General features: G+C 40.7%; 12 protein-coding genes and 1 other RNA gene. 7 read left to right on the top strand and 6 right to left on the bottom strand.

The genetic code is table 11. From position 1 onward, the window contains the following. Window positions 1–154: 154 nt before the first annotated feature. From ODZ53_RS19215 to ssrA, 3 genes are all read left to right on the top strand, one after another. Window positions 155–259: a hypothetical protein gene (locus tag ODZ53_RS19215; RefSeq protein ID WP_372679207.1), complete on the top strand. Its 105-nt coding sequence runs from the start codon at window positions 155–157 to the stop codon at window positions 257–259. 838 nt (window positions 260–1,097) lie between these two features. Then, window positions 1,098–1,853, top strand: a complete 756-nt coding sequence (locus tag ODZ53_RS29420; protein ID WP_483862219.1) for a hypothetical protein — start codon at window positions 1,098–1,100, stop codon at window positions 1,851–1,853. Further along, window positions 1,817–2,163: a transfer-messenger RNA gene (gene ssrA / locus ODZ53_RS19220) on the top strand. Before ODZ53_RS29420 ends, ssrA begins: the two co-directional genes overlap by 37 nt. A gap of 240 nt (window positions 2,164–2,403) precedes the next feature. Here ssrA and ODZ53_RS19225 read toward each other — a convergent pair. The 3 genes from ODZ53_RS19225 to ODZ53_RS19235 all read right to left on the bottom strand — a co-directional run bounded on the left by ODZ53_RS19225 (window position 2,404) and on the right by ODZ53_RS19235 (window position 4,810). Beyond that, a complete protein-coding gene (locus ODZ53_RS19225; RefSeq protein WP_372679209.1) occupies window positions 2,404–3,453 on the bottom strand; it encodes a DUF3231 family protein in 1,050 nt (349 codons plus the stop codon). A 58-nt stretch (window positions 3,454–3,511) separates the two neighbouring features. Further along, on the bottom strand, window positions 3,512–3,997 hold the full coding sequence (locus ODZ53_RS19230; protein WP_199927385.1) for a hypothetical protein: 486 nt from the start codon (window positions 3,995–3,997) through the stop codon (window positions 3,512–3,514). Window positions 3,998–4,468: 471 nt separating this feature from the next. After that, complete coding sequence (locus ODZ53_RS19235) at window positions 4,469–4,810, bottom strand: hypothetical protein (RefSeq protein WP_372679212.1); 342 nt, start codon at window positions 4,808–4,810, stop codon at window positions 4,469–4,471. Between the two features lie 167 nt (window positions 4,811–4,977). Between ODZ53_RS19235 and ODZ53_RS19240 the strand changes: the two genes are divergently transcribed. Further along, window positions 4,978–5,622: a hypothetical protein gene (locus ODZ53_RS19240; RefSeq protein ID WP_372679214.1), complete on the top strand. Its 645-nt coding sequence runs from the start codon at window positions 4,978–4,980 to the stop codon at window positions 5,620–5,622. Window positions 5,623–5,771: 149 nt separating this feature from the next. On the opposite strand, the gene ODZ53_RS19245 is transcribed toward ODZ53_RS19240, so the two are convergent. From ODZ53_RS19245 to ODZ53_RS19255, 3 genes are all read right to left on the bottom strand, one after another. Beyond that, window positions 5,772–6,395, bottom strand: coding sequence for a DUF2306 domain-containing protein (locus ODZ53_RS19245; protein WP_372679216.1), 624 nt, complete (start codon window positions 6,393–6,395; stop codon window positions 5,772–5,774). Further along, the gene (locus ODZ53_RS19250; RefSeq protein WP_372679218.1) at window positions 6,392–6,808 is read right to left on the bottom strand and encodes a DUF6220 domain-containing protein; all 417 of its coding nucleotides are present in this window, start codon (window positions 6,806–6,808) and stop codon (window positions 6,392–6,394) included. The genes ODZ53_RS19245 and ODZ53_RS19250 overlap by 4 nt, the downstream gene beginning before the upstream one ends. A 180-nt stretch (window positions 6,809–6,988) precedes the next feature. Beyond that, window positions 6,989–8,467, bottom strand: coding sequence for a hypothetical protein (locus ODZ53_RS19255; RefSeq protein WP_372679220.1), 1,479 nt, complete (start codon window positions 8,465–8,467; stop codon window positions 6,989–6,991). Between the two features lie 698 nt (window positions 8,468–9,165). Between ODZ53_RS19255 and brnQ the strand changes: the two genes are divergently transcribed. The 3 genes from brnQ to ODZ53_RS19270 all read left to right on the top strand — a co-directional run bounded on the left by brnQ (window position 9,166) and on the right by ODZ53_RS19270 (window position 13,115). Further along, a complete protein-coding gene (brnQ, locus tag ODZ53_RS19260; protein ID WP_372679222.1) occupies window positions 9,166–10,512 on the top strand; it encodes a branched-chain amino acid transport system II carrier protein in 1,347 nt (448 codons plus the stop codon). 203 nt (window positions 10,513–10,715) lie between these two features. Further along, window positions 10,716–11,363, top strand: coding sequence for a 2OG-Fe(II) oxygenase (locus ODZ53_RS19265; RefSeq protein WP_087347782.1), 648 nt, complete (start codon window positions 10,716–10,718; stop codon window positions 11,361–11,363). Window positions 11,364–11,522: 159 nt separating this feature from the next. Beyond that, window positions 11,523–13,115, top strand: a complete 1,593-nt coding sequence (locus ODZ53_RS19270) for a sensor domain-containing diguanylate cyclase (RefSeq protein ID WP_372679224.1) — start codon at window positions 11,523–11,525, stop codon at window positions 13,113–13,115. Window positions 13,116–13,155 lie beyond the last annotated feature (40 nt).

The following is a 13,155-nucleotide window of genomic DNA, read 5'->3' on the forward strand; positions in this document are numbered from 1 at the left end:
AGGCAGTTCAGGCGATTGATAAGATAGACAAGGCTATCAGCAAGATGTCTTCCGAGCGGTCGAAGTATGGTGCCTATCATAATTCATTGGAACACATTAAGCTAACTATTCTGTAAATCTCTCTTCTACAGTAGCGAAAATCAGGGATGCGGATATGGCAAAAGATATGATGGAGATGACCAAGAATAATATGCTGATTCAGGCGATGCTGGTGCAAGCAAATCAGGCACCTGAGTCGGTTCTGCAATCGATCAGATGAGTTAAGGAGAATTGGTAGCTGTGAATTGAAGCTACCGCGAGTTCAGAATAATAATGTCGATTTGAAAGGCATGGTTCCTTATGATCCGTGCCTTTTTTGCGCTCGAAATTGCTATAGAAAAGATTTGATCGTCTCTCAATTGTTACACGATAGGTAGCAATAGAGATAAAATTTCCCGAATTGATTACATATTTGTCAGATTTCCGGTAAGATAGTACCAATGGGCTTGCTACTTATGGATCATTCCTATGAGTGGATGATAAGCAGTTTCACAATCAGGAGAATTTTCATGGTTAGAACCTACTATGCGGATGGGGGGCGAATTGCATTTCTGTTCCGAGAGTTATTTGTTATGCTGGTTGTACTATTATTTTTTATATTGCAATCGGATTACATTGGGGTTTCTTCTTCCTGTTTATCGGTGCATCATGCTTCTAGCATAGAAAATAGGAACCATATAGACGCGTTACAAAAGGCAAGTAAATCGCACAAACAAGTCTGCTGTGATTAAGAAGATAATGAGTTCATCGGATACAGTTACATCAAAGAAAGAACTTAGAACCAGAACAAAACTAACAGATGATGGAGTTATAAATATTATTATAGAAACATTGGAGCGGACTTTCAAAAGGTCCATATGACCTATTTAACAGCAAAGAGTTTGTTTACCAATGCTTCTTACTTTCTTGAAATTACAGAAGCCATCATTAAATAAAAAAATAAGGTATATATTGTATATTCGTCCTTGTGGTGATATTATTTTGATATTTTAGCAATATATTGATTGCGTAGAAAGCCATAGAGGACCTCATTTTGAAGCATAAAAGGAGAGGATATTATGGAGGCAACAAAAAGAAATACCCCTATCGATAACCTAAATGAATTCTTAGATTCAGTAAGGGGAATAAAAAAAACAGGAAGCGTATCTGTAATATCGAGTGAGGTGGGAATTAGTATTGAAAAAGCGTTTTGCGATATACTTAAAATAGATAAAAAAGAACTTTATAGTGTCTTAAGTGGGTACTTACAGTTAATAACTGTGATAAAAAACCAGATTAAGGTCAATATAAAAAATCATGACAAATATGTATCTCAGTTAGATGTTCTTGAGAGAGCCTTTGTTAGTGTTGGATTAGATAGAGATGTTTCCGTCTTTCAATCCTATTTAACTGAAAAATTAATAACTACTCTTGATATTTGTGCTGATAACCTTGATGGTATAGATGACTTAATTATTGTTCCAGAGGACGTTTTAGACAAAATCGAAAATCAAATCAGCGAGTTAATTAAATTGTTGGAGGATTCTCAGATTCCTCAGAAAGTGAGCAAAGTTTTACTACATAAGTTAGATGAGGTAGAGCATGCTATAAAACAATACAGGCGTTGGGGGATAAATGAGTTTGAACAAGTATACGATTCATTTTTAGGTGGACTTTATAAACACAGACAGGATATAAATGCAGAGGAAAACAAGAGTTTCTTAGAAAAACTAAACTCCTTTATGGGTGTATTTCGAACTACTACTCAAACCGGTAAGGACATATTGGATACAAGCAAGGGGATCACGGATACAGTGATTAGTTTTTTGGAATAGAATCTTGCATACAGAGAGAAAATGATAATTGTTCATGAACTGGAATGAACTAAGTACTGATGAGAAAAAACCGAAACTATAGTCGCTTAATAACCAGTGAGGCGCTGCCATTCCATCGCCCATGTGGCATGACTAGCGCTCAACTTTAGTGGGATACGCCGGAGGCTTCCCCTGGAGCCGAAGGAAGTAGATCAATCAGGCTAGGTAACGGGTCAGCGCGTCACTCCGCGAATCCGGTACTGAAATCTACTCGGAGATGCTCGTGTATCGCTGTTTTCGGACGGGGGCTCGAATCCCCCCGCCTCCACCTTACATATCAATTATGCACCCCTTGTGGGTGTTTTTTTTATATATTACAGTTTGCTAGTGTTGGAGAGGTGCTTTTTTTCAATCCTGAAGAACTTCAAACGGTTAATATAAAACTATGGCTCCTTCCCAAACCGGGTAGGAGCCATAGCTTTATTAGGCGTTATTGAGTTAGGCAGCAAGTGGTGAAAGAGCTATCAACATGGGCACTTCTTGCTCAAATTTCAACCACTCGGCGGAAAAATTAATGCCTATTAGATGCAAGGGCATTTCGATCGACAGCTTGAGGCGGCTGCTCCAGCCAACCATTTTCAATCAAGAGATTTGATCCATCCTCGACATAATTTCCAACTTCGACAAGAAAACGAGCGTATTTCGTTGCCACATCATGCCTTGCGCACATAGATATTGCATTACCATAAGCCCTTATTCTAACTGCATACATATCTAACTTATGAAACAGCATTAATCGATCTGAGAAAGGTGCAGAGGTGGAGGTGGTCACCAACTGATCAAGGATGGGAGGGGCTGTTAAACCTTCCTCCTGCAGAATCCCGCTAAAAGTATCGTAATGCTTGGAAGCTATTTCTTCCCCTCGCCGAAAATACGCCTTTGACTGATTAGATTTCGCAGCCTGACTAAAGCCAACCAATACCGCTTTGCTTGTCGCATTATTTTCAACGTTATCGTAAAGATGCGTGATCTCAAGAGCCTGCAGGGGGCGAACACGACCAAAGAAACCATTATGATAGCTGTGTTTCTCTACAAAATCCACTGCTTCCGGATACGGAATATAGGGTGGTTTGATTAACAGTCCTTTTTTAAGCAATGTAGTATTTACGACATTAATGAGGTTGACTGTTTGATTGATACATGAAGTAAAAAACTCTCGAGTATCATCTCTTGTAACTAAAGGGATTGCGATCCCATATAGGCTTATTCCTGCCTTAGCAACATATTTCAGGTAATGAAGGTAAAATTCATCTTCAAATAATCTTGGTGCTGTTATATTGACATCTTCATTTGTGAATCCTACGGGAAGCGGGTAGTTTTCTTTTGCAAATATTCCTTTTAGCGATTGTAAAAATTGGTTAGACAATTGTAAAGAGTGTTCGAGTATTTTCTTGACCTCTTGATCCTCAACATGATTTAGCATATAACTCAACACGCAAACCGACATGGTATTTCCAACATATGTAGCCCAAAGCTTTCCTTGCTCGGCGGACGTTAATTTATCATGTTCATTGTTTAATTGTTGAAATGGAGTCGTTTGCTCCTCCACTATGGTTTCCATAAAGAACCCCTCCGTCCAATGAATGTTTCCTTTAAATTTTCGCCAATAATGAACCAAACTATGTTTCCTGTTTATGGATGCCCAGAGTTAGTTTTCTGAAAATAAACTGCAAAATACTTCCTACAAGAATACCCAAAAAGCAACATAACATGGGTAACCATACAGGACCCAATAGTACTCCAAAGATCCAGAAAATCGGGGAATAAATAACGCCTATTGTTGCGAAAAAGGCAGCGAAGGCAAACGGAAAAACGGAGTAAGGGGGAATATCTGCTGAAAAGGTATCCCGGTATGCATCATAGATAGCAAACATGTATACACACGGATAAAACATCAGCCATTGATAATCTGTCAATCGAATGGCAGTCGGGATGTCACCTTGAAAACTTGCGACGATGATCTGGTTTAAGTGGGATTTCTGATTGATGATGAATTCTAGTGCCAGCATGGTTAATCCCTTTACGTACTTTCCGTTCAATAATTGACCAAACCCTGGTAAGGCAATACTCCACAACATTTTTTCAATTGCTGCGCTTCTAATCAAATTTCCTTCCCTACCTTGCTATTTCAGATACCCTCATGTGACCTTCTTATGCTTCACCTCCTTGTGTGTTAGAATTCCAGAATGGTTTTATTTTATTTATGAAAAAAGGTGACTCATCGCTTACTGAGAAAGAAAAAAAACAGTGTAAAAGAGAAAAGGTAGGGCACTACAAAAGATCGTGGATTTAATTGGAAGGGGGATGGGGAAAAAAGCTTCCTAACTTAGGAAGCCTTTTTTAAAGTCACTTAATACTTAATGTAACTTCTTTATGTTTTATTCTCTTTTTGCTGCCATTGCTTAAGTGTTTCAAACGAATAGTCAGTCAGATCAGGTATGCTTATCTTTAATTTTGTGTCATTCTCCCAATTTAACGAAAGTATTGGGATACTAAAATCTGTAGATGTTAACTTATTGACAATATCGCTAACGTCATTAAGCTCAGCTAGCGTTAGGGATTCTGTGTTTATGATATTACACTATTTCGGACAACTTCTGTACCTTCATTTTTTCCAAGTAAGATAGCGAGATTCTTTTCATTTGGAGAAAATGCATGATCAGAGAAATTCGTTTTATCTCTGTTTCCCGATCACTTTGATCGAATTGTTCAAGGTATCTATTAATGGAGTCAACCTTTTGAATAGGGATTGAGTATTCTTTTGAATCTAATGAAAAAGTTAATCGTTCTGCTTCTTTCTGCACTTTTTGAACCTGGGTACCATTGGAGTTAGAAGAAATATTGAGTGAAGAATCGCCATAACCGACTGTAAGCACAGTCATGGATACAGCAAAATTGAAACCAAATATTCTTTTCATATTTTTCTCCTATAGGTTGTAAAGAGTGATTAGACATGGCGATGGAAAAGATTGATCTAACAAACGTCAGACACTGTGGAAGCGAAACTTGCCCTAATTTTTGGATGCATGTTCTTTCTCTTATGCTAGACTAAAAGAATACTTCCAAAAAGAAAAGGAGCACCCTCATGTCCTCCACTCTACGTAACCTGCTAACCATGCTCCTCCTCGGAGCCGCAGGTGGCTTAACGATCTTCTTCCTAGACATAGAACCTACCCCAATCGTATGGATCACCTTTTTCATAATCGCTTTCGTCCTTCTCATTGGCAAAGACCTGTACATTTTTAAATTCAGCACCAACATGAATACAGTTGAACGCTACGTCAAACATTCAAAACAACCTTACTATCGTTTTTTGTACGCCTATCTACACGACAACGAAGCGGAAGCCGAGAAGGAACTAGCAAAAATCACATCCGATAAGCTTCGCGCCTACATCACCATAGTGGTAGAACTCCATCGCGGCAACTACGATTTAGTAGAAAAAGCACTCGGAAAGATTGATTCAATCGAGCATCGACATTATTACTTCGCACATTTATCGCTACTAAAAAACAACCAAGATACCTACAACCAACACCGATCCGCGATCAAAAGCCGTATCTACCAGTTGTTACTCGATGCTGAAGTGGCCTATCACCAAGGAAACATGGCAGAAGCAGAACAATACGGTCAACTAGCCATTGCCGAATCTAAGGGCGTACAAAAGTATTTGCTGATCAAGACACTTGAAAAAAGCAAACGTAGTCAGTATCGAAACTCGTATTTTTAGGTGATTTTCCTAATTCGATTTCTGACTCCTGGAGGGAAAGCCGTGTCTGACGAATACCGATCTACAAGAAGGACTATCCCGATTCAACGATCGAGATAGTCCTTCTTTGCGCTACCACTCCACAGCTGATGTGGCGTGACGAAGCCAACTTATTTCTTCAAGATAACCCACTCCACAATAACAAAATTAAGAATAAGCCCAGCCCAAATGTTTACATTCAATACCTCTCCAATGACAGTTTCCATACCATTCGGAAGAGAAAAACCGTGTAAAATAAAGTACAGAAGTAGTAATACTGGCACCAACAGACGCGCACTTACGGCAACTAATGTCATTCCAAAACTGCGAATCATCCATTTTCGGTGTTCCTCATATTGCCTGTTGATGGCGGTACGGTACCCTTTCCAGCAAGTGAATAGCCAAGCAAAGGATAAGATCAGGAAGCTTGTTGCCTTCATGAAATTTTCTGCATAAAAGATACTCGCTAAAGAGAGGAGTCCACTGATAAACACACTGTACACATAAACCCTCCCAAGAAAACGATGCATTCTTGGGTTCTTCAGGCGAATTCGGTCGACAAATTGGAAAAAACCAGTGAGAAGAGCAATGAAAGCAGACACGATATGAGCAACTAATAAAGGATATTGAAAAGAACCGGAAATAATCGTGATGCGACTGTTTGCAGGATCGAATGTTAAATAGGGAGCCATAAATGGAACGATAACCACTAGCGATACAAGAAACAACCACCACCAGGTTTTGGGGAGTTTCATGCCTTCTTCCCCCCTAAATGATGAGCATGTTTTACGGTGGAAAGAGACCCCCAGAAGAGAAACAAGGCAATGACCGGGTGAAGCGCAGAGAGGATTCCTAAGGGAGAGGAGTAAATAACGGTAAGAAACTGTGCAACGATCATGAGGTACAATCCGAGACAAATCCACCGAAGATTTACGGGCAGCTTTCCAAGGAAAGAGAGAACCAACATGCCGACAGGAAGCAGTGCAAAATATTGAGCCAAGTTTCTATGCATTCCCCAATGTTCTCCGTTGAAGAATAGCCCAAGACCTGCCAGTGATACCTGAATAATAATGAAAGCAAAAAACACCCATGCGAGGACAAGAAACATGTACCTCCATATTTTCACACGAGGAGGGGGATGGGGAATCTTCTCATTCATCTCAAGCATGTAAAAACCGCTCCCATCTGAATAATTTGTCTTACCCCCATCCTAAACGCAAGTTCAAAACAAACCCTAAACGATTTCTAAAAAAAGGATAAAATCTGAATGTCATCGTGGGATATGTATACATAAAAAAACAAAGACCAACATAGGAAATATCGCCGGTCTTTGACTCATAGTCAGCTATTAATTGGGCTCTAACACAAAATAATAGGGTTTGGAGAGAAGATTGTGCAAGTGGTCGCGTACTTCCACGTTAGGCAATCGGTTTAATGCTTCGCTAATTTCTCGTTTCATGTCCGCGTATTGGCTCTCATGCTGCTCTTCCGGGCCCTCTTTTTGTTTCTCCTCGTGAATGACTCTAGCTAAACGATTTGCTATCTGAAATAGCTCTAGATTGGTCTCACCGTAACCAGGTTCATTCGCGTTTGCCAAATAACCGCGCATTTCTGCCAAGCGAGACAGGGTATCACGCCAGTTCCATACTTGAATATTCTTTTCCCTTGTTTGCGAGCATATCTCATCGAACGGATTTTTTGATAACAAATCCTCTAATGTCCCCCATGAATCTGGTTGCATAGATTCTTCGAGTTTTTGCAGACAGTACGCATCAGGAGAGACTAACTCTACCACTTCACGAAACGCTGGGATCGAGTTTCGGCGATAGCTTTTGATTCCCCACAAGCTATGTACCTGCAATGCTGTAGCAAATGCCTTGCAGTGAGTATCGAGCTCTTCTAATCGTTCCTCATCGAGCTTATGACTAGCAAGAATCTTTGCTTTTACCTCATTATCTGGGATGTTTTCATTCGCTTCGCCTAATTGCATGCTTCTTTTGATGTAAGTGCGAACCGTGTCTTTGGGTATCGAATGGTCCTCTTGCGCACCAAGAATTCCAAAGCGATAAGAGATAAAATCCTCGAAACCTTTACTGCTTCCGAATCCATCATCGATGGCATGCAAATCTGGTTGGACTTCCATCATTTCAGCGAGCACCTGCTCCTCAAGTCCGTAAATGCAAGCCTCGATATGTGTCCAGTAGCTTCTAGATTCGTCTTCGCTCCCTAGTACACGTTGATAGACGTCATGGAAGAAGAGGATATGAGCAATTTCGTGGAAGTAATTTTGAAAAGGAAACTTGATGTGAGTTCCCTCCAAATACGATCCTGCATTTTGATAGATTCGTCCATGCTCGGGTCGGAATAACGTGGGTAGCGTCGAATGTAAATCTAAGTATAATCCAATCCCTTCATTGTAACTATGTGCCCAAACAGCTAAGTAGGTTGGGCTTAACAACAAAGCGATGGAGTGATTGGTAATTTGAACAGGCAAGTTGAAATAGCTGCCGTTTACTTGAGGCTGTAAGCTCAACCAGGTCATCCCAACTGCTAGAGCCTGGTATAAAGGAAATTCACCATCCGCAGATGCTTCTCTACAATAACGTTGAAATTGAAGAATCGTGTTAACAATTTCATGGCTCTTAAAACCATAGTTACTTTCGAATCGCTCAAGTCCCTCAATGAAATCCTCTGGTGATACCGTTAAAAATACATTAATTCCATCCACCCAAAGATCGGAACCGATCTCTGACTCTAGCCATGTGTCTGGATCCTCGGCAAGTTCTCTCAACTGATGGTATCTTTCCAACAAAACCGCTTGATTCATAAACTGCACCGTCCCGTCATGTTTGCTTACTGCCTGGAAAGTGAGAACCTTATGTAAAAAATTCAAGAGCACACGAGGTGCTCTTGAACGATCGGTTACTTTTTACACACAAGTGTCATAATTGGGTGGAGAAGCGTTTTCATTTCTTGAACGTTTTGAATGTGAGAAAGTTGTGCTTTCACTACCTTTTTCATGGGCAATCCCGTCCTTCCTGATTTTTATCATTTATGGAAATCGTGTATGCTTTTTGACTCTCTTACAAGCAAACATCAACAACTACGCGCCATTTCAATGCTTTCATTTCTTGCACTTGTTTGTTCTTGTTTACTGCTACTTTTACGACCTTTTTCATGAGTGTACACCTCCTTTCCGGAAGAATGGAACTAATAGGTTTGAATGTAATTATAAGGAAGATTGCTAATTGATTTCAAGTTAAGAAAAATAAATATTTTCTGAAATATTTTTAAAGTCCTTGATGCTTTGATTTCTAGGGAAGGTACTTCCAGATGCGATATGGGGGTACTTATAGTAAACTGTAACAGGGATGTAAGTTTGAGAGCGGTACTTTGAAGTATGATGTGTTTGAAAAGAATGTTTATTTGGAGTATAGTATCAGAATGAATAAATGAGGGTTGGGTAAGCAGTCATCTGAACGAACATTTATGATTGATAGATAGAGAAGAATTAGGAGGATTATTGTGTCACAGAAAGCGCCAGTTTCTTTTGTCGTTACGATCGGATTCATGTTATTTGCTTTGTTTTTTGGAGCGGGTAATTTAATTTTTCCGCCAATGCTTGGCCAATTAGCAGGAACAAATGTATGGATAGCCAATGCAGGTTTTTTGGTTACAGGGGTTGGGTTGCCTTTACTAGCGATCACAGCCTTTGTTTTTTCGGGAGCAGACGACTTGCGCTCCTTGGCCAGTCGCGTGCATCCCGTATTCGGAATGGTATTCACGATTGTTCTATATCTAGCAATCGGTCCGTTTTTTGCGATACCTAGATCCGGCAATGTATCGTTTGATATTGGGGTAAAGCCTTTTCTATCAGAACAGGCAGGTCCGGCACCCCTGATTCTGTTTACCATCCTGTTTTTTACCATTGCCTGCTTCTTATCGCTCAATCCTATGAAAATTATCCATGTAGTCGGAAAAATCTTAACTCCGATTAAATTAACATTTATCGGAATTATTGCGATAACGGCTATTATCTATCCAATTGGAGCCCTTCAAGCCCCGCAAGCGGATTACACGTCCCATGTATTTTTCAAGGGTTTTCAAGAAGGGTATTTGACCTTGGATGCGCTTGTAGCTTTTGTTTTTGGAATGATCATTGTGAATGCGATTAAAGAAAAAGGTATTACTGCCAAAAAACGAGTTTTGGCTACGTGCGCAAAAGCAACAATGATAGCCGGTTTACTCCTCGCCCTTTTTTATACCGCACTTTCCTTTATGGGTGCCTCTAGTGTAGAAAAGCTGGGCTACTTAGAAAATGGCGCTCAGGTTTTGGCGAAAGTCTCCAATTACTACTTTGGTTCTTATGGTGCCATTTTATTGGGATTAATGATTACAGTGGCATGTTTGACGACAAGTGTAGGGCTTATTACAGCTTGCTCTACTTTTTTTCATTCGTTGTTTCCAAAGATCTCTTACAAAAAATTTGCGGTTATTTTGTCTGTTTTCAGTACACTCGTTGCAAATATTGGATTAACGCAACTCATTAAGGTCTCCGTTCCGATCTTAATGACGATGTACCCGATTGCGATCTCGTTACTCTTCTTGACGTTTCTGCACAAAGCATTCAATGGCAGACCAGAAGTGTATCAAGGAAGTTTGTTTTTCACTTTTCTGATTAGTCTGTTTGATGGCTTAAAGGCTGCTGGAGTCGAAAATAGTTTTGTCTCTCATTATTTTTCTCAGTACCTTCCACTGTATGACGTTGGATTGGGCTGGCTGTTGCCTTCTATTATAGGTGGGGTATGCGGATACATGATCAGTGTATTCCGGAAGAATATGTACCACGTTCAAAAACAAAAGGAAGCATGAAAATAACCTTTCATATAGACACATGTCACTTAGAAGATGCTTTCAATAGGGCAAACCCGTCTCTTTACATATAGGAGACGGGTTTTGTTTATGATGAGGGTATTAAAAAAAATTGATTTTTCTAAAGTTTACTGATTGGTATTTACCCATTTTATGGTATTCTGTTTTTTGCGACGGATGTCATATATGTGGGGTGCATAGCGATGATAGGGCACACGACTGGGAAAGAACGGACGATATTTGATCAGACTGGAAATAGGATCAAGACAGAAGATCGAGAGATTCGAATTCTTGCCAAGTATGAGGAACCGCTGGTTGTCGTGTTAGGAAATGTGCTTAGCGATAGCGAATGCGATGAGCTAATCGAACATTCCAGAGAACGATTGCAACGCTCAAAAATAGGCGAAGATCGTTCAGTCAATTCTATTCGAACGAGCAGCGGGGTGTTCTGCGAGCAGACGGAGACAATTACAAGGATCGAGAAGCGAATCTCTCAAATCATGAACATTCCGATTGAGCATGGTGATGGCTTGCAAGTTCTACGATATACGCCTGGCCAAGAATATAAACCTCATTATGACTTCTTTGCAGAAACGAGTCCCGCAAGTACGAACAATCGCATTAGTACGCTCGTGATGTATTTGAATGATGTGGAACAAGGCGGAGAAACGGTGTTCCCTTTGCTTCATTTATCTGTTTTTCCCACGAAAGGCATGGCTGTCTACTTTGAATATTTTTATAGAAATCAAGAAGTAAACGAGTTCACTTTGCATGCAGGTGCACAAGTGATCCATGGAGAAAAGTGGGTTGCAACGATGTGGATGAGAAGACAAAGCTTTCGGGTCTCCTAGATGCGGAAACTACCACCTGACAAAGGTGGCCTTTTTATGTCCCCAAGCCAAGGTCGGCTACTTGAACTTTCTTGTATACTTGAAATGAATATTATCGAGTGTTAGACTATTTTTTATTTATGGCATAATAGCTATATGCCAAATACAAGGGGGCATCCAATGCCTGTCTTACAAAAAAGAGCAAGCCGCCCGAAAAGGATTAGCCTGGTGACACTTTTAACAGGACTAGTCTCTTTATCCGTTATCCTGACTGTCACCATCCTACTTCTCTCATTCTATCAATCCAAAAAACAGGCACTAATTAACACGACGCTGACCTTAAATCACACGAGTGCAATCAAAATGAGTCATACCCTAGACGCCTTGATTAAATCCATGCGCAGTAGCTTACAGTATTCGGCGAGCATCTTTTCCAATCGGAACGATATGACTGCGGATGAGGTATATTCCAAGCTTGAGTTGATCCGTCGTACAAACAACTATTTTAATTCGGTTACCGTGGTAGATGAAACGGGACGTGTTCAAAGTGTGTCTCCTGGATCTATTGGTACAGTAGGAAGCTATGTTAAAACGGAAACGGCGAAAATGGCATTAGCTTTAAAAAAGCCATACATTTCCAAACCTTACGTAACATCAAGTACGAAGCGACTCATTGTATTGATGAGCGAACCCATATTTGATAAAGACGGGATTTACCGGGGGGTTATCGGGGGAACGATTTATCTTCATGAAGATAACATTTTGAATACGATCTTTGGAAGTAATCCAACAGATGAACTAGGTTCCTCTTTTTACATCGTAGGTTCTGATGGTCATTTGTTGTTCCACCGTGATTCAAACCGGATCGGAGAGGATATCAGTGCCAATCCAGCCGTACGCAAGCTGATCCAAGGGAAAAATGGCTATGAACAGATGGTCAACTTGAGGGGACAGACAGTATTAGCTGCGTACGTAAAGGTTCCAGAGAATGACTGGGGTGTCGTTGTCGTGTCACCTATCAGTGTTGTTCAGGAACAAGTAAATCGTGATATTCAATCCGTTTTGTTGTATATGTTGCCTTCCTTTTTATTATTAATGCTGGTTGTGATCGTGCTTGCGCGCAGAATAGCCAAACCCTTCGTATCTTTGGCCAATCTTGTGAGTAAGGCCGGGAGACAAGAGGTGGAACTCTCTGAGGGTAGCCAGCATTGGAATCGAGAGGCTGAGCTGTTATCTCGTGCTATTCGCTTTGCCTTAACCAATATCAAAAAGAAGACGGAGCAATTGACCCACGATGCTCGAACAGATCCTTTGACAGGGCTAACGAACCGAAGAACACTCGAGGAAACCATGCAAAAATGGATGGCGGAGCAAATCCCCTTTTCTATTATGATGATGGACCTTGATCGATTTAAAGCCATTAATGACACATATGGTCATCAGGCTGGAGATGAAGTGTTGAGGCATTTTGCGAAAATCATTTCTTCCTCCCTTCGGCCTGAGGATGTCAGCTGTCGCTTTGGCGGTGAGGAATTTGTTGTCCTCGTTTCTCATACTGGTTTGGAGGAGGCCTATCAGGTAGCCGAACGAATACGTCGTGCCTTGGAAACACGGACAAACCCAATCGGGCAGCGACTAACCGTATCACAAGGCATTGCGCACTATCCTTCTCATGCTGTTTCTCCTGAAGGTCTGCTGCATGTAGCTGACGAGGCCATGTACAAGGCGAAGAGAGCGGGTAGGAACCAAACCATGATTGCGGAAGAGGAATAAAATCTATGTTAGGAGCGAAGAGGCGAGAGATCGCCTCTTT

This window comes from Brevibacillus sp. BD137, from assembly GCF_041644655.1.
In the GTDB taxonomy this organism is placed as follows: domain Bacteria; phylum Bacillota; class Bacilli; order Brevibacillales; family Brevibacillaceae; genus Brevibacillus; species Brevibacillus brevis_D.